This is a genomic window from Clostridioides sp. LIBA-7678, assembly GCF_056716065.1.
In genome coordinates this window covers 2,618,024-2,636,216 of record NZ_CP196987.1, presented here as the reverse complement: position 1 = coordinate 2,636,216, position 18,193 = coordinate 2,618,024, and the positions used below count along the sequence as shown (strand labels likewise).

Here is an 18,193-nt window from a genome sequence, read left to right as displayed (position 1 = left end):
TAATTATCAAAAATGTTAGAAGGGAAGAGATATTATGGTAAATTATCAAATTCAATACAAAGAGAAAGTAAATCAAAATGTATTATCTGGACCACCAAATGAAGCAAATGAATTTTGGAGAGTAGTATGTGACATGCCAACTTTACAATCAGCAATAGCAACTACTAAATCACTAGTGAAAAAATATGGGTATGAAAATTTTCAGATATGTAAAGTAACTAGTATAAGGGTTGAAGTTCATGCAGAGTAAAAAAAAATTGAATAAAATATCTACAGGACATATATTTAGTGAGGAATTCAATGATGCAATGAATCCTCTATGGGATATATTTCCAAGTGATAATAATAGAATCACCTTTACAGGTGATTCTATTAAAATACTTGAAAATGCTGACAAAACAGAATTATTGATACCATGTCCAAAAGAGTCTGGATATGTATTTCAAACACATATAAGATATGAACCAAAAGAATCTAATAATGGTGGATGTATAGTAAAGTCTATTACAGAAAATTACATAGAATGTGAACTATCAGCAGAAATGGAATTAATATATTATTCATATTTAAAAGTAATATATTCTGAGAACTTTGTATTAAATCTTAGAGCATCAAAAGATGGATTAAATTGGGAAGATTTTGGAAGTACAAAATTACTTGATTCTAATTCTATAGGATATTATCTAAATGACAATAAAAATTCATTAGAAATATTTAATTGTGAAATGTATAAGAGTAATTTTATAACACTTATAGGAATTGATAAAACACAAAATATTAAAATATATGATGAAAATAATGAAGAAATAGTTACAAAGATAGATATGAAATATACTAAAGATTCTGTTGTAGTTGATTTATCATCAAAACTTTTTCCAATAAACAATGTAAGGATAGAAGTTGAAAGTGAAGGTAGATTATTTGACAGTGTGACTATAGATAAGTTGTATGGTGGAGATGTGTATTCATTTGAACCAGAAATTAAATTTATTGTTGATGAAGCTAATATAAATAATGGTGATTTTGATTTAGGATTAGTACAAGGTAAAGATAGAGTTTATGAGTTGAAAGTAGTAAATGAAGGAAATCTTACTAAAACTGGAATTTTAAAAATAGTAGGAGTTTCTAGTTATGATAAAGGTAATAGCATGGCTTATTTGATGCCATATGGGGATTCAAGTGGAAATTCTGATTTATTTAAAGAACTAGAGGTTAGTTTGTTGCCTGGAACTACAACTAAGTTTTTGATTAAAATAATAAAGGACTCTAGTTGCATAACAATTGATGATAAATATAGTTTTAATATTATATTCATGTAAGGTGGTAGGTGAGATGGGTGTAAAAATAAAAAGATATGGAAAAACAGAATATTTAAATGACCATAATCAATTAAAAAATACGGATATAGAAGATCAACATCCAATAAAAGCTATTACTGGATTGAATAAAAAATTAGATGATATAGACAACAATATAAATATTAATGTAAATAATATAAGAAGTAACAGAGAAGATATAGATATTATTAATAGAATGATAGAAAATGGGGAGATTGGTGGAGGTTCTGGTGGTGTAGCTGATATAACTCCCCTTATTGAAAGAGTAAAAGTGTTAGAACAAAATGTAGTTATACTAAATGGTAATAATTTGGAACTAAAAGAGTTTGTAGTTAATGTATTGGGCGAAGTGAATCGTTTAGAAGATGAACTTGCAAAAACAAAACTTATTGTAGATGAGTATCATAAAAACACCAATTTGAATAAAAATAGTTTTACTGATACTTTGATAAATGATGACTATATACAAAATCTAATTGATTGTAAGATTGATATAAATAATGACAATGTGACATAGAGTGAGGTGATAAGATGCAAGGAATTGATTTAGGATATAAGAATGTAGAAGGAAATGGAATATCTTTTCCAAATATAACCATAAATGCCAATAAGACTGGAAAGGTAAGTTCTGTTATAGAAATAAATAATGGATTTAAAAATGAATTTGAAATTGAATATGTTTCAGGTAATAAAAAAATAAATAAAAAACTTACAAATAATACTTATATGATAACAGAAGAAGATGTAACTAAGTTACAGAATGTTTTAAGAACCTTAAAAATAAAAGCAACTAATGATTTCAATGCTTCTATTTACCTATCACTTATACCAGAAGGAACAACTGCTAAAGCCGAACAGGAGAGTTATGGAAAAAATGTTGCTGGTAATGTTTTAGATAGTAACGAAGATACTTATTGGCAAGCTACATCTAACAATCAGGGTGTTGATGTGATTTTTAGAGAAAATAAACTTATAGAGTCTGTTACAGTATGTCTACAAGATGAGTTTTTAGAGGTATGGGGAGAAGATGAAACTGGAACACTTGTTAAATTAGTTGAAACAGATGGTAGTGACAGTAGTGTAAATAAAAGTATTATTGTACCTATTCCTAAAAATGAATATAAACATTTGTTTTTTAAAACAATTACATTTCCTGGAGGCTGGTCTGATATTAGAGATGTATATATAAATGAAGCAAGGGTAGATTTTAGTTTCAAATATAAAAAAGAAGAAATTAGTCTAGGTGATAAAAAGGTAGAAGAAGATAAAATTATATTTCCGAATGCATTTGCAAAATTTAATGGTAAATGTGGATTAAAAATAGAACATTTAGGTATAAATTATGATGTAATGACAGAATATGAGATAAGCAATAACAAAGTAAGTAGCAAAGATAAGGTTGTTTATATAGAAGAACATAATGAAAATGAAATAAATGAAATATTAAAAACTATAAAAATAAAAGTATATAAAAAATTTAATGTGAAGATAACACTAATTAAGAATAATGATGGTTATATACCTTCAGGAATTATGGCTACAGCTAATAGTGTTTATAGTGATAATACTCCAGATAAAGCAATAGATGGAAATATAAATACACGATGGATGTCTTCAACTTTTGAAGCAATTTTCAAACTAGAATTTAAAGAAGCTACAAATATAAATAAAGTACAAATGAAAGTAAGTGCATCTCCAGAATCACAAAATAATTATGTAATTAAGTCTGGTACAAAAATAATAGGTCAAAAAACGTTAGTAGTACCAAATAATTTAACTACTGTTGACATTGATGTCACGACTGCTAATTATAATAATATAAGTATAGAATGTAGCAGTACTAGTAGTTGGATTAACGTATTTGAAATCCTTTTAAGTGGATATACTGAAAACTTAGATTCTGATATTTGTATAATAAATGATATACAAGAAGTATATAATATACAAGGAATAGATGAACATACTTTATTATATCTAAAAGGTGATTCTTTTAATGATTTAAGTTTAAATCCAAAAACAGTAACTGCTATAGATGTATTGATTGTTGAAGATGATTTATTTGGAAAATCATTCAAATCGAATACTGGATTAATTCAAATTCCATCTGAAGAGATAGCTTTGAATGGAAGTACCAGTTTTACAATAGAATGGTTTGAGAATTTAATCTCAGTTTATGATGCAGCTATATTTAGTACTAATGAAAGACTAAAACATGGCCTACTTTTAGGATATTATGAGGGAGATGTTTCAAATCTTTATTGTAGTAGTAATGGAAGTTCTTGGGATATAATTCGTAAAGAAACTTGTGGAGGTAAAACCTTTAATAAATGGATACATAAAGCTTTTTGTTATTCAAAAGAAAATCTTACTTTATATTGTTTTGAGAATGGCATAAAAACATATGAAAAGAAATTACAACAAGAATTATCTATTTACTGTGGCAATGAACTTTTATTTTTCGACGCTTGGACAAACAAAGTTAATGCAAATATATCTAATATTAGAATTTCTGATGTGGCAAGATGGACAGAAGATTTTGAACTACCAATAGAGCAATATGATTATTCTCCTAATATTGAGATACTAGAGCAAACAGAACATCATATAATCTTTAACATTTTAGCAAATACAACTACTGTAAATAAGGTTAAAGTATATATAAACAATAAAATAGAACAAGAATACATTGATATTTTTGAAAATTTGATATTTGATATTATATATGATGAAAAATATATAATTGGGAAAAATGAAATAAAATTTATTATTGAATACAATGATGCTAAAAGTGTAGAAGAAAAGATGTATCATTATAGACAAAGACTTGATGAAAACACTGTTTTTTTTCTAAACGGCACTGATGTAGTGGATAGCAGTTATAATCCAAAAGTTATAAATAATAATGGAGTAACAATGTCTGATGGCGGTAAATTTGATAAGTTTTATAATATGAGTTATGGGTATTTGCAAATACAAAATTTTAATCCTCACTTTAGAAACTTTTCAATAGAGTTTTATTTGAAGTTTAATGATAATAGTACACAAGATATATTATTTGATACTAGAGTTTCTTCTTATAACAAAGGATATTTAATTTATACAGAATCTAAAAAATTAACATTCTACCTTAGTTCCTCTTCATATTCTTCTATAGATTATTCAAACTTCGATAAAAGTGTTTACCATCATTTCGCTTTTGAAATTAAAGACTACAAATATATAAAGATTTATCATAATGGTATACTTAAAAAAACAGATACTTTATCTGAAATACCACAAGAACATGCAAGCAATAACATATATATGTCAAAAAGATGTGATGGAGGTAATTATCGTTTTACTAATGAATTAAGCATGTTTAGAATTTCTAATGTGAATATATACAATGAAAATTTTACACCAACAAATACTCTCTATTGTTATGAACCTATATTGAAGGCAAACCAAGCATCTGAAAATCAATTAATATTATCAATAAATGATAAATCGAATGTAATGAATAAGCTCGAAATTTTTATAAATGATTCATTAAAAGAAACTATATTAGATAATTTCAATAATATTTCTTTCAATTTATTGTTAGATAATTATAATGATGGCTTTAATGAATTTGAATTATTAATGACATTTAACAATGTTAGGCGTATTATAAAAAGATTTAAAATTTATAAAGCTGATCAAAGGTTAATACTTGCAAGTAAATGTTTTGAGGTAAATAATATTTTATTTGATAAAATATATACTCATTTTAAACCTTTCTTTTTGGGTCATGGTAGTATTAATATTTTATACTCAACAGATGATAATGAATTTACCTACTGCGATATTAATACTTTTACACAAATAAATTCAAATAATATAAAATTAATGTTCTTGATGGATTCAGATGCTATAATTGATGCCTATAAAATTTATGTGAAAGATTGTATTGATACAAGTATCATTAACTTTGATGAAGTTTTACCTCCACCAAACAACATAGATAAATTCCCAATAGCTGGTGGTGGAGGACTTAGTGAAGAACTATTTGATGCAATAAAAAGTAATTTTGATATTTTAAACAATAAAATAATAGAAGAACAAAAATATATAAAAGATATAAACGATAGAATTATCTCAGTAGAAGATAAAGTATATGATATTGAATTTGATGTAGACGAATATCATAAGAATTCTGGTTTAAAATATAATCGACTAACTGATACTCTTATTGATGATAGATATATAAAACAATTAATAGATTGTGAATTAGATATTACTAATGACAGTGTTACATAGAAAGAAGGTGAATAAATGGCTACAGTTGGTGAACAATTACTGCAACCAGAAGAGGGCTGGAAAAGAATTGATAATATTAACAATAGTTTTAAATATATAGGGTTATGGAAAAAAGACACAAGTATAGGTCTTTATAATAACACAGGAATGTTCATACCAGAAAATGCTACTGTAGAAGAAGTAAATTCAAGCTATATCAAATTTGCTTTTTATGGCTCAAAAATAAGAATTTTTCATTCTAGATATCCCAGCCATTCCTCTAATATAAAATGCACTATAGATGATATTGAATATGAACTTTATTCTATTCATGGAGAAACTATAAGGCAATATCTTGCTTTTGAAAAAATGAACTTAGAAAAGAAAACTCATATAGTAAGGATTGAAAGCAATGATAGTGTTAGGTTTGATTTTGATTGTATAGATATAGATACTGATGGACACATTTCAGAGTTAATTGAAGCTAAATTAACGAAAAAATCTACATTAGAATCTATGGAAATAGGAGATATAATTCCTTGTAAATATACAGCCCCCATTTCTGGGAAAGTAGGATATTTTTCAGAACTTGGAACTTGCAATTGTGAAGGAATAGATGCAGATACTTCATCAGATACACCAGATGGAAAGTTTTATTTTATAAAAGTTGACAATAATAAATTTATTGCTGATAGAAATATTCAATCATCTATTTCATGGAATGAATTAAATAAAAGTAAATTAACTTGTAAAATGTTTTCTCCAAATGTGTTAGTATTTGATGGTAAATCATCATATGTAAGTATCCCTATAGAAAAAATTAAGACTACTAAAGAGATAACAATAAAAATAAGAGTATATTTAGAAGACTGGACAGTTGGAGAAGAACATAGGTTTTTTAGTTGTACACAACTTGGAGGTTATGCATGTTGTTATGTTCCAAAAGATAGATATCTTAGAATAGAGATTGCGACAGATCATCCTAATTCTCCAACTTTATATTTTATTTCTGGATTTAATATTGATTCATCTAACAATGGATGGAAGACTTTTTATATACTATATAATGGAGAATCAGTTAAAGTATATGACGAAATAACTTTAAAATTGGATGAAAAACGAAATGGTACTATCATATATGGAAGTACAAATCATTTGGTATTAGGTGCAGAACCGGGAAGAGGTTTTTCTATAGAATCAGGTACTCGTTTGATTGGAAAAATATCAGAGTTTGCAATATGGGATAAAGCAATAGACCCAGCAACTATAGAATATAATCTGACTGGTAGTGAAGAAAATCTAATTTGTCTACTAAAATCTACTAATGCAATTGGAGACAATCTTTATGATTTATCACCAACTAAAAATACTGCAACTATTAGTAATTGTGTAAAAGAATATGGATATATTAATGACTATTATTATACTATTCCAAATGGAGGAATAGCATATAATGACGATATAACAACATCTTTTCCTAAGAAAGCTTTAAAGTCAAATGAAGGTGATGACTACATTATAAAAGAAAGTGGAGTATTACAAGGGATATATTTTGGATATTTAGCATTTAATAAAACAACTGTAAACGCAGAGGATTGTTGGCATAGTCCTATGGATAATAATCCATATATTATGATATCATCAAAAAAAGATAAAATAATTTCAAGTGGTTTTAGATTAACGAATAGAAATTGTCCTTCATCTATTATGCCTCCAGCCTCTTGTATTGTGTATGGAAGCAATGACAATGAAGAATTTGAAAAAGTATATGAATCATCAGACTTTCCAACAACGAATAGAGCAACTTCTTATCATTATTTTGATTCACAAGTCGAATATTTATGTTATAAATTTAGCTTTATTGGTGTAGGAACTTCGGTAGCTATAGGTGAATTAGAACTTTTCAAAGAATATGAATATAAAAATACATCTTCAAGTCTAATTAATAAAAACCAAGGCGGTTGGCCAATAGAAAATGATTGGGACAAATACATAAGAAATAGTGATTTAAAAGAAAAGATAATAGCAGGTGATAATGACATATGGAACTATCACAATATAGTTTCTTTATGTAAAGAGAAAGTTATTACAGGATTAAAAGACATTAATAATGAAAACTTAGGAGTTCCAAGTGGAAATATATTGATACCAATTCGTGGGAGAACTGAAGATATTGATGATTTGTCATCAAAAAGATTTAATATATATTTATCTTCATCTGTTGCTAAAAATATAGGTTTCAGACCTATGTTAATTACAGAGGGAGGGGAATAGTATGGATAGTGTAGGAAATACTTCGCTACAATTAGAACAAAACAACTCAATCGAAAATATTCAAATTGGAGAGTATATATCTTGTGATTACACTTATGAGGATGGTTTTTCAAACTTTGGAACAGGAGAAACATTAAATTTTATTTGTGTTGAACACAGTTTAAAACAAAATATATTAATATCAGATACAATAATTCCGAATTTAAGCTTTGACGAAATAAATGATAAAGGATTTATTTATGGTAATATATTAGAAAATCAATCCTCTAAAACTTATGTCTGTATTATAAAGTCAATTACAGATAGCCCACATAGTGACAGTTACTTACATTCAGAATACGATAAATATATTTTAAATAGCACTTTAAATGACTTAATTATTGCTGGAGACAAAGATATATGGCATCATAATTTAGCATCCATAACTGACACTTTTTCTGATTCAGATAATACTAAAGTGACAATTAGAGGTGGTACAAGCTCAAATTCATATAATGTAGTAAGTACATCTACTAAAAATAATACAAGTGGGTTTAGACCAGTTTTAATTGTCAATAGCATATACTTATATCCAGAGTTTGATATTGATTATACTTTTGGAGAATGGAATGGAATTATAAGTCTAACAAATATATTACTAGATAAAACAATAGAAACACCAAAAGTGAAGATGAAAATAACAAATAAAAATAATATAGAAATATTACAGACAGATTCATTAGATGTAAATGAAGGTAATTTAAATTTAGATATAAGCAATGTTGACTTGTTAAATGGACTGAATTTACTAGAAATTATTATAGAAGATGAAAATAATTATGTCTCAAATCCTAAAACTATAAAAGTATTTAAACACAATAAAGGCATGATTCAATGTTATAAAATAATTTTAACTGATAATATATCATTTGATAAAGAATATAAAGATATGAAAGTTAAATTAAAATCTACAGGTTTAATTATTGGAATTTATACTATAGATAATATTAATTACAATGTTTTTGACATAAATTCTATTTTTAACATAAATTCAAATAACGTTAATCTACTATTATTAATGGATAAAGATACTGTTTTAAATGCATATAAATTAATCTGTGATGATATTGAACCAATTAATTTTGATAATACTGAATTAAATCCACTTCCTCCATATGGCGAAGGAGGCTCAGAGTCTGTAAACAAAGAAGAGATAGTGAAAATAGTAAATGAAATTGTAAATCCGAAAATTGATTTAATAAATAAAAATCTAAATATATCTGATTTAAAAATTCAATTAAAATATGATAAAGAATTAAATCTTTCAGCTAATTATACATCTAACTATTATATAGACACTAAGCTTGATACATTAGAAAGAGAAGGTGAATAATATGACTAGCACTCGAAATATACCTGTTCAAACAAAAACTGGTTGGAAAAGATATGACGATAATCATATAAATATATTGTATTCTAAACATTACAAGAGAACATCTTTAGGTACATGTTATGGTGGTTCATGTTCATATGTTATTGATGCACCTCATGATGAAACTAATATTAATTTTACATTTATTGGGACAGGGATAAGATTGTTTTGTGTTAAGTTTAATGATAGGTCTGATGTAGTTGATATCGATATTGATGGTGCAATTGAACAATTCAGTACAAAAGACAATAGTGGCAATATTTCTACAGTGGTATATGAAAAGTTAGGATTAGAAAATAAAATACATAATGTTAAAATTTCTATAAATAAAAAAAGTCAATCTGTTCATTTTTTATTTGATTGTGTAGATATAGACGAAGATGGATATATCTTATCACCAATAGAAGGTAGATTAACTCAACGAACTTCAATAGAAGATATGGAAATAGGAGATATAATATCTTGTAGATATACTGCTTCTACTGCTGGAAAAATAGGAGATTTTTCAGAATTAGGAAATTGTAACTGTGAGGAAATTACAAGAGATGTATCAAGTTCAACACCAGATGGAAAATTCTTTTTTGTTAAAGTAGATGACAATAAATTAATAGCAGATAGGAATATACAAAACAATATATCTTGGAATCAGATTAATGGTAATTTAGACATATTTTATAAAGAAAAAATATTTCCTCTGAATATTTGTGAAAGTGATGAAACAGATGAATATGTTTTAAAAGCTAGTAGTGTGTATAATGAGAGATATGCATACAAAGCTTTTGGGAGTAAACTAGGATGGCATAGTAAAGGTGCTGGCTACCCACACACTTTACAAGTTACTTTCAAAACTCAACCTCAAAGAATAAATTTTTATAAATTTCATTTTGGAAATAGTGAACAATACCCACAATCTGCAACTGAATGGACTATAGAAGCTAGTAATGATGAATTAAATTGGGTTGTTTTACATACAGTTAAAGAAAATCCAGCTCCAAAACATGATCAAATTAAAAATTATATATTTAAAAATGAAAATTTTTATAAACATTATCGAATAAAAATAACAAATTCAAATTCAGTTGATAAAAGTGTAGCCATAAAATGTTTAGATTTCTTTTATAAAGAATTTTCTATGTGTTTACCAGATGGAGGAGTAGCATATAATAACGATATAACAGTATCTTTCCCTAAAAAAGCTTTAAATGCAAATGAGACTGATGAATATATACTTTATGCAAGTGGGTCTCTTAGTGATGCACTTCTTACGTATAAAGCATTTAATAAAACAAACATTGACTCTAATGATTGTTGGCATAGTCCTAATGAAGCAAATCCATATATAAAAATATTTTCAAAAAAAGAAAAGATAATTTCAAATGGATTTATGTTCACTAATAGAAATAGTGATTTATTCCCTCAAGCTCCTAATTTATGTATCGTATATGGTAGCAATGATAACGAAAAGTTTGAAAAGATATATGAGTCATCAAGCTTTCCTCAAAATGCTAGAGCGGTATCTTATCATTATTTCAATTCTCAGGTAGAATATTTATATTATCAATTTAATTTTAGTGGAGCAACAGGTTATGTAGCTATAGGAGAATTAGAAATGCTTAAAGAGTACGAGTACAAAAACTCTTCTTCAAGTTTAGTTAATAAAAATCAAGGAGGTTGGCCAACTATTAATGATTGGGATACATATATATGGAAAAATAACTTAAATGGAAAGATAGATGCAGGCGATAATGACATATGGAATTATAAACATATTGCATCTTTAACAGATAACATTGCGATTTTATCAGTTGTAGGCACAAATGGACTAAGACCTTCTGGAACTGGGATTGTGGCTAGAGGGTATAAAGATGAATATATAGATGATTATAGCCCTAAAAGATTCGACATAGTTCCGCATAGCCACACATCTTCTATTTTAGGATTTAGACCAATGGTAATAATAGGTGGTGAAGAATAATGGCTATTGTAGGTGAACAATTACTTCAACCAGAAGCAGGTTGGAAAAGATATGATGAATCAGAAATACGATCTATAAACAAAAACTGTAGTTCAGAGTCTAATAGTACTTATTATGGAGGTTCAAGCACTTTACTTAAAAGTACTGATAGCAGTTATAAATTCAAATTTTATGGAAATAAGTTAAGGCTTATATCAGATAAAAATTCAAATAGGCCAAAAGACAATACCAAGATAACTATTGATGGAATTGAGTATATAGCTAATTCATATAACAGTCAACCTATTTCACAAGTGCTTGCAATTAGTTTAGAAAATCTAGAAAATTCTATACATGAAGTTGTAATATCCCCTGTTAAAGAAGGATTTGTGGTTGTTGATTGTATAGATATAAATGAAGATGGATATATTATTGATTTACCTTTAGAAAAAAATAGAATTATTAATAAAATAAACGTTGGAGAATACATTTCATGTAATTACACTTATAATAATGGTTTCACAGATTTTTATAGTGGGACAGACATGAATTTTATTTGTGTAAATCATACAGATAGAGAATCAATATTAATATCTGATAAAGTCTTTCCTAATTTGTCTTTTGATGAAATAAATCAAAAAGGATTTATATATGGTAATGAATTAGATAATCAGCCTTACAAACATAATTTATTAATAGTGCGTTCATTAACTGGTGGTTCTAACAATAATGCTTTATCTGAATATGATAAGTATATTGTAAATTTAGATTTAAATGGACTAATAACTCCAGGAGATAAAACTATTTGGAATTGGGACATTTGTAGTATAACAAGTTCTATATCAGCATCTGATAATTCTAAAATAATAACTAGAGGGTATTCTAGTTTAACAAACTATTCAACAAATAATACTTTTAATAACAAGGGACCAACATTTGGGTTTAGACCAGTATTAATTATTAAACATTCATATATATTTCCAATATTTGATATAAATTATTTTGGATATATTAATAATTGTTTTAATATAACTAATATAATTTTAGATGTCTCAATAAAAAAACCTAAAGCAATAATAGAGATAATAAATATAAATAATTCTTATACTTTAGTATCTACTGATTTAATAGATATTGTAAATGGTTCTTTAAATGTAGGCTATGTGTTTAATAAAAATGATTTTATATTAAATGAGAAAAATGAACTAAAGATTACTTTAATTGATGAAAATAATTTTAGTTCATTTATAAGAATAAATACATTCCCTACTGAAGATAAACTTTTTATATTTAATCACTCAATAACTTCTACTATTATTGAAAATAAATATAGCAAAGATAGAATGATTATTTGTGCAAATATAAAAGACAATTACAATGTTTTATATTTAAATAATGATAAATACATATCAGTAGATCTTGAAGAATTTATTGATGTAAGCAAAAGTACAAAGTTAAAATTCTTATTAGATAAAAATTCTAACTTAATTTCTTATGGAGTAGCATTTGTATAATAAGAAATGAACATTATAATGAATTAAGATTTAAATAAGAAAATAATTATTAATAGATAGTAAATAAAATTTAATCTAAAACTTACAAAATGGATATAAGTAAGAGTATATTAAATAATGTCAAGATACATAGTGTATTCAACTAATCTTAAAGAATCATAACAAATAAAGATGCTTAAAAGGAATTAAATAAATATGGACACATCAAAAAAGCTATTTAATGAACATGAATTTTATGGTAAAAATATTTATCTATTAGGAACTTCAGAATTTGGACCAGTAAACACTCCAATAAAAATAAACTCAATTTCTCATATGAATTCAAAATTTGGAAAAACAGGCTCTTTAGTTAAAGCATATAAAATTATAAAAGAATCTAAATTAGACTGTAAAGTTTATCTATGCAAAGTTACAGGAGCACATGCAGAAGTTTTTTTAGATGTAAAATGTACTAATGGTGAAGTAATAAAAAACTGTATACATATTAAATCAAAGTATGCGAATGAAATATATAATGATATAGAAATAATAGTAAATCAGGATGATTTGCAGGTAATCTATCCAAAAAGTTTAGGGGATTATGTATTAAAATATCCATATAAAAATTATCCTACACTATATGACCTATCAGAAGCTATAAATAAAGATTCTCAAAAACTAAAAGGGATGATAATTTGTAGTATTTATTGTGATTCTTATATAGAAACAAAGGAATCTATAAGTGAAGTAAATCAAAGTATATACAAACTTAGTGGAGGATATAGTGGATTAGATTGCAATAAAAATACAATGTACAATAATTTAGATAGCACATACACTATTTTGGAAGGGCTTGACATAGATATTATTATGCCTTTAGGAGTATACTATGATGATACATTTACAGATGATATAGAAAAAATAGATAAATATTATGACCTAACTAGAGAATATCTAACTCTGAAAAATGGAGAAAGATACGTAACTTTTTATGAACAATTACTTAATTTCTGCATAGTACAAATGAAAACAGGTATTATAACTCATGGTGTAATTGGTCTTAATCCAACTAATGAGATTTGGATAGATGAGAAAGAATATATTGGTAGATTAGAATATTTTAAAAAAATAAATGAAGTGTCAAAGTTTGATAAAAATTATGAACAATTGATAAGTGTAGTAGCTGGTGACATATATACCACATATGGTACTAATATTGTAAATGCAAGTATTGTATATGCTCCTCTTATAGCCAGTTTAAATATAATAGAAAATACTACAAATAAAGAAATTCCAGAGTCATTTTCATTATTTAATACTTTTGATATTTTAACAATAGAAAAAATGAATGAGCTTGGATATGTATCATTTAGATTCAGTCAGTTACTTAGAAGAGTAGTTGTATCAAACGGAATTACAATGAGTGAACATACAGAATATAAGTATCTATGTAATGTAAGAATGATTCAATTGACTATGTGCTATATAAAAAAAATGATGTATTCATACATAGGTGAAAATATGGATGCTTTGCTATCATCTGGATATTTAAAAGAAAACTTAACACAATTGTTAGATGAATTAATAGATAAAGAAATTATAAGTGAATATATAATAAATGAATTGTTTAAACATAAGTCAGGAGAATTATTTTTAGATTTAAGTTTAAAGACAGTATATATGTTAGAGTATGTTAAAACCTATAGTGGATTGAGTATAGGTAGGTGAAAAAATGGATATGGAATTTATGCAAAATAATAAAAATATACTTACAACTGAAGAATATATTGATAATTTTGAAAAAATGGAAGAAATATTAGAAGACATTTTAACTGTAGAATTAGAGGATACTTGGGGAGCAATTTCCTTTGACACAATAAAAAAAGATGAAGCAAATAAAATTATACTTCCACAAATAAATTATATTGTAAAATTAAGAGAAACATCTAAAGGAAAAAGTCATAAACCAATGTTGACTGATGTAATAGATGAATCAAATGAAAATAAAGAAAAAACAGGTAAGGTCATTAAAGTATATAGACAAAGTTTTGATTGTATATTAGAATTTAGATTTCTAACTAAAACACAAAGAGAATGTAGAAAACTCATGGAAGATTTCGAAGATATAATAGTGTCTTATACAGGATTTCTAAAGAAAAAAGGTCTTGGAGAGATTTTCTTTTTAAAGGAGATGTCGACTGAAGATAACATAGGTTTTGATAAAAATATTTCAGTCAAAATATCTGAATATTTTATACGATTAGAGAAAGTAAAGACTTTAAACGTTAATAAACTAAAAAGTATAGAAATGAAATTTTCTATACAGGATAGAATTTAACCAAGAATAATGTGAATTTTACTTGGTATAAAATCTGTAAAATCTACAAGATTTAGAGGAGGAAAACCTTTATGGCAAATTTAGGAAATTTGTATCCTAATCTTCCAGGAATGTTAGTTGAATTTAAAGATGGTGGTTCTGCACTTAGATTTAGCTCAGATGAATACAATACTGATAGCATGTTGTTACTTGGTACAGCAGTTGATGGACCAGTAATGGAGCCAGTAGCTATAGATGATTCTTCTATAGAATTACTATTTGGCTCAGATATTAATTTAAATGGAATTCCAAATGGTGCAACATTAGTTCACTCATATAAGCAAGCTAGAGAGGCTGGATGTCAAGATATAAGAGTGATGAGAATATCTGGTACATGTTCAACATCAAATATAAGTGCACCATCACAAGTGGTTGAAAGAAATAAAAAAATAGATGAGGATTTATCCATTATTCAAGGTTGTGAGAAAACTGATATAAAACTAAGTGGAAAAGGAATTGTTCCAAGTTCGATTAGAGTGTATGTAAAAGGAATTGAGCTATTATCTGGATTTACATATAATGAATCTACAAAAAGTATATTAATAGAAAAAAATGCTTGTGATGCAGGAGTACCTGTTTCAGTATCTTATAGTTATAGATATTGGGTTGAGCAGAAACCAGAATATTTAACTTTAAATAAAGATAAAAAAATTTTTCTATCCAATATACCAAATGGAGCTGCTATAGTAGCTACTTATGATGGTAAACCTATAGAGGATGACATTGAAATGAATGATAATGTTATAACAATGCCATCTTTAAGTGAAGGAGAAAAAGTAGCTGTTGGTTATAGGGTAGAAGTTGTTGGAGAAGATATAGAAACTCAATTAGATGGAAATATTTTTATGACAGCTACAACAACTCAAAAACTACTTTTAAGCAATACTCCAGTAGATGGAACACTTATATTATATGTTGGTGGAAGTAAAGTACTCGATTTGAACTCTTTTTCAATAGATAAAAAATCAAAGACTATAACTCTTAAAAAAGAATGTTTTGAAATGGGACAAGTAGTATCAGTAAGTTATTATATGCCATTTAAAGAAAATATAGAAAGAAAAATAAGATTAAAATCTAGGTTTGCTGGAGATATATATAATTTAGGTCAAGTGAAAGTAGAAGATTTGAGAGATACTTTTGGCAATTATATAGGAAAATATGTAAAAATAATTAAGCCAGAATCTAAAATGAGTATTGGTGAAGAACCATTGATATTGTCAACTCTTGACTACATAACCTTTGGAGAGTTAGTAGATGCAATAAATACTTTACAAACAACATATTTTGCAGAAACAGATACACCAGAAGTACTAACAAAAGACTTGATAAAATCAGCTACATATTTTATAGGAGGCTCTAATGGTTTAGACATGAATAAAGAAGATATGTTTAAGGCATTATCAGGAGAAAGGGATAGAAATGGATATATAGTAAAACAAGGTGCTTATCAGTTGCTTGAAAATTATAATGTAGATTGGATAGTACCCTTAGGTGTTTATGCTGATGATAAACTATTTGATAGACATCAAAATTTTGCATATGAACTTGCTTTATTTTGTGCAGTCTTATCTTATAGAAATAAATCTACATATGGCGTGATATCAATGAATCCATTAAAAGACACCTCTTTGTCAGGTGTTCAATTACACTCTAAATATTTAACACAATATAATAATGAGTTTTTAATGAAAGATGATAAAGGCTCTATAATTACTGATGGACAGGGAAATTGTATAGACCTTGGAAAGTTTATATCAGTGGTTGCAGGGCCTACACCTATAGTTGAACATAAGGTAAGTTCACTTAGAGAAGGAAATGCGGCAGTGCTTTATGCTGCTTTAAATACGAATATCTTACCATATTCATCTCCAACAAATAAGATATTAAGTGGTGTAAAATCATTAAAGTACTCTTTTTCAAATGCACAATTAAATGATATAACAGGGAATAAATTTGTTTCATTCAATTCTAAAAAATTAAATAGCAGAACTTGTTTAAATAAGGTTTTTGTAGTGGATGCTCCAACATCCGCAAAGAAAGATAGTGTATACTCAAAATTATCTACATTAAAGGTTATGAGAGCAGTAACTGATAATATAAGAGAAGTAGCAGACCCATTTATAGGGGAAGCAAATACAATAGAGCAGAGAAATGCATTAAGTGCAACAATTGCAAAGAGATTAGATACATTACTATTACAAGGAGCTATACTAGATTATAGTTTTAACCTAATAGCAACGCAACAAGATTTAATATTAGGACAGGCTAAGCTAGAAGTTGGTATAGTAGCACCACAAGAACTTAGAAAAATAACCACTATAGTAGGTTTAAAAAAATAAAATGGAAGAAAATATCCATTTAGATTTAATGGTTAGGAGATATCACTATGGCAAGCACGAATATAAACACACTAACAGCATTTTCTGGAGCTGATTTAATTGTAAGCTTTGCAAATCAAGTTATTGGAGAATTACAAAAAATATCATGGAGTATAGAACGTGAAAAAAAGCCAGTATATACATTAGGAAGTCCAGATGCACGAAGTTTTTCAAGTGGAAAAAGAGAGATTAAAGGGTCATTAGTATTTGCTATGTTTGACCAAGATTCTCTAATTAAATCTATGAAAAGCATTTTAAAATCATCAGAATCTACAGTATTTACAACTTCAGGAACTTTAGCTATAACTGAAGAGGAAAATTTTATAAATGCAGTAGAAATGTTGAAGTGGAATGTTACAGCACAAGATGCTATGAATATGAATAGTAAGTCTAAGTATAATGAAAATAATTCTAGAGTAAGTGATGAAAACTTTAAAGTACCTAATGGATTTAGTCCGATAAGAGATAATAGAATAGTTTATTTAGATTCTTTGCCACCATTTGATATAACAATGACATTTGGAAATGAACAAGGTCAATGTGCATTTCAAAAAATATATGATGTTGACATAGTAGATGAATCTAGTGAGGTATCTATTGATACAATCGTCTTAGAGAAAAAGTTAAATTATAGAGCTAGAAAAATATCACCACTTATACAAGGTGTATACTCAAAAGATGAAAAATAAAAATAAATCATAAAATTAAAAAA

The 18,193-nt window shown here is 26.7% G+C and carries 12 protein-coding genes; all 12 read left to right on the top strand.

Annotated features, from left to right (window positions below; translation table 11 throughout):
- Positions 1 to 34 precede the first annotated feature (34 nt).
- The 12 genes from ACTG46_RS12605 to ACTG46_RS12550 all read left to right on the top strand — a co-directional run bounded on the left by ACTG46_RS12605 (position 35) and on the right by ACTG46_RS12550 (position 18,170).
- On the top strand, positions 35 to 250 hold the full coding sequence (locus ACTG46_RS12605) for a hypothetical protein (RefSeq protein WP_054270811.1): 216 nt from the start codon (positions 35 to 37) through the stop codon (positions 248 to 250).
- Positions 240 to 1,319, top strand: a complete 1,080-nt coding sequence (locus tag ACTG46_RS12600) for a hypothetical protein (protein ID WP_479922930.1) — start codon at positions 240 to 242, stop codon at positions 1,317 to 1,319. The genes ACTG46_RS12605 and ACTG46_RS12600 overlap by 11 nt, the downstream gene beginning before the upstream one ends.
- 13 nt (positions 1,320 to 1,332) lie before the next feature.
- A complete protein-coding gene (locus ACTG46_RS12595; protein WP_141668732.1) occupies positions 1,333 to 1,854 on the top strand; it encodes a hypothetical protein in 522 nt (173 codons plus the stop codon).
- A gap of 14 nt (positions 1,855 to 1,868) precedes the next feature.
- Positions 1,869 to 5,615 (top strand): LamG-like jellyroll fold domain-containing protein, encoded by a 3,747-nt coding sequence (locus ACTG46_RS12590; RefSeq protein WP_479922929.1) that lies wholly within the window; start codon positions 1,869 to 1,871, stop codon positions 5,613 to 5,615.
- Positions 5,616 to 5,630: 15 nt separating this feature from the next.
- Entirely contained in the window at positions 5,631 to 7,868 is a 2,238-nt protein-coding gene (locus tag ACTG46_RS12585; protein ID WP_479922928.1) for a LamG-like jellyroll fold domain-containing protein, read from the top strand.
- A gap of 1 nt (position 7,869) precedes the next feature.
- Positions 7,870 to 9,240: a hypothetical protein gene (locus ACTG46_RS12580; RefSeq protein WP_479922927.1), complete on the top strand. Its 1,371-nt coding sequence runs from the start codon at positions 7,870 to 7,872 to the stop codon at positions 9,238 to 9,240.
- Between the two features lies 1 nt (position 9,241).
- Complete coding sequence (locus ACTG46_RS12575; RefSeq protein WP_479922926.1) at positions 9,242 to 11,254, top strand: discoidin domain-containing protein; 2,013 nt, start codon at positions 9,242 to 9,244, stop codon at positions 11,252 to 11,254.
- Positions 11,254 to 12,747, top strand: coding sequence for a hypothetical protein (locus ACTG46_RS12570; RefSeq protein ID WP_479922925.1), 1,494 nt, complete (start codon positions 11,254 to 11,256; stop codon positions 12,745 to 12,747). Before ACTG46_RS12575 ends, ACTG46_RS12570 begins: the two co-directional genes overlap by 1 nt.
- A 195-nt stretch (positions 12,748 to 12,942) precedes the next feature.
- Positions 12,943 to 14,454, top strand: coding sequence for a hypothetical protein (locus tag ACTG46_RS12565; RefSeq protein WP_284182079.1), 1,512 nt, complete (start codon positions 12,943 to 12,945; stop codon positions 14,452 to 14,454).
- A gap of 4 nt (positions 14,455 to 14,458) precedes the next feature.
- A complete protein-coding gene (locus ACTG46_RS12560; RefSeq protein ID WP_479922924.1) occupies positions 14,459 to 15,064 on the top strand; it encodes a hypothetical protein in 606 nt (201 codons plus the stop codon).
- Between the two features lie 71 nt (positions 15,065 to 15,135).
- On the top strand, positions 15,136 to 17,442 hold the full coding sequence (locus ACTG46_RS12555; protein WP_479922923.1) for a hypothetical protein: 2,307 nt from the start codon (positions 15,136 to 15,138) through the stop codon (positions 17,440 to 17,442).
- Between the two features lie 47 nt (positions 17,443 to 17,489).
- Entirely contained in the window at positions 17,490 to 18,170 is a 681-nt protein-coding gene (locus tag ACTG46_RS12550) for a hypothetical protein (RefSeq protein WP_054270800.1), read from the top strand.
- Positions 18,171 to 18,193: the final 23 nt, after the last annotated feature.

What these genes read in the sequence shown, in the direction of transcription:
- ACTG46_RS12570 (WP_479922925.1), top strand. Translation starts at nt 11,254, where the DNA reads ATGGCTATTGTAGGTGAACAATTACTTCAACCAGAAGCAGGTTGGAAA.
- ACTG46_RS12560 (WP_479922924.1), top strand. Translation starts at nt 14,459, where the DNA reads ATGGATATGGAATTTATGCAAAATAATAAAAATATACTTACAACTGAA.
- ACTG46_RS12595 (WP_141668732.1), top strand. Translation starts at nt 1,333, where the DNA reads ATGGGTGTAAAAATAAAAAGATATGGAAAAACAGAATATTTAAATGAC.
- ACTG46_RS12585 (WP_479922928.1), top strand. Translation starts at nt 5,631, where the DNA reads ATGGCTACAGTTGGTGAACAATTACTGCAACCAGAAGAGGGCTGGAAA.
- ACTG46_RS12580 (WP_479922927.1), top strand. Translation starts at nt 7,870, where the DNA reads ATGGATAGTGTAGGAAATACTTCGCTACAATTAGAACAAAACAACTCA.
- ACTG46_RS12555 (WP_479922923.1), top strand. Translation starts at nt 15,136, where the DNA reads ATGGCAAATTTAGGAAATTTGTATCCTAATCTTCCAGGAATGTTAGTT.
- ACTG46_RS12550 (WP_054270800.1), top strand. Translation starts at nt 17,490, where the DNA reads ATGGCAAGCACGAATATAAACACACTAACAGCATTTTCTGGAGCTGAT.
- ACTG46_RS12565 (WP_284182079.1), top strand. Translation starts at nt 12,943, where the DNA reads ATGGACACATCAAAAAAGCTATTTAATGAACATGAATTTTATGGTAAA.
- ACTG46_RS12575 (WP_479922926.1), top strand. Translation starts at nt 9,242, where the DNA reads ATGACTAGCACTCGAAATATACCTGTTCAAACAAAAACTGGTTGGAAA.
- ACTG46_RS12605 (WP_054270811.1), top strand. Translation starts at nt 35, where the DNA reads ATGGTAAATTATCAAATTCAATACAAAGAGAAAGTAAATCAAAATGTA.
- ACTG46_RS12600 (WP_479922930.1), top strand. Translation starts at nt 240, where the DNA reads ATGCAGAGTAAAAAAAAATTGAATAAAATATCTACAGGACATATATTT.
- ACTG46_RS12590 (WP_479922929.1), top strand. Translation starts at nt 1,869, where the DNA reads ATGCAAGGAATTGATTTAGGATATAAGAATGTAGAAGGAAATGGAATA.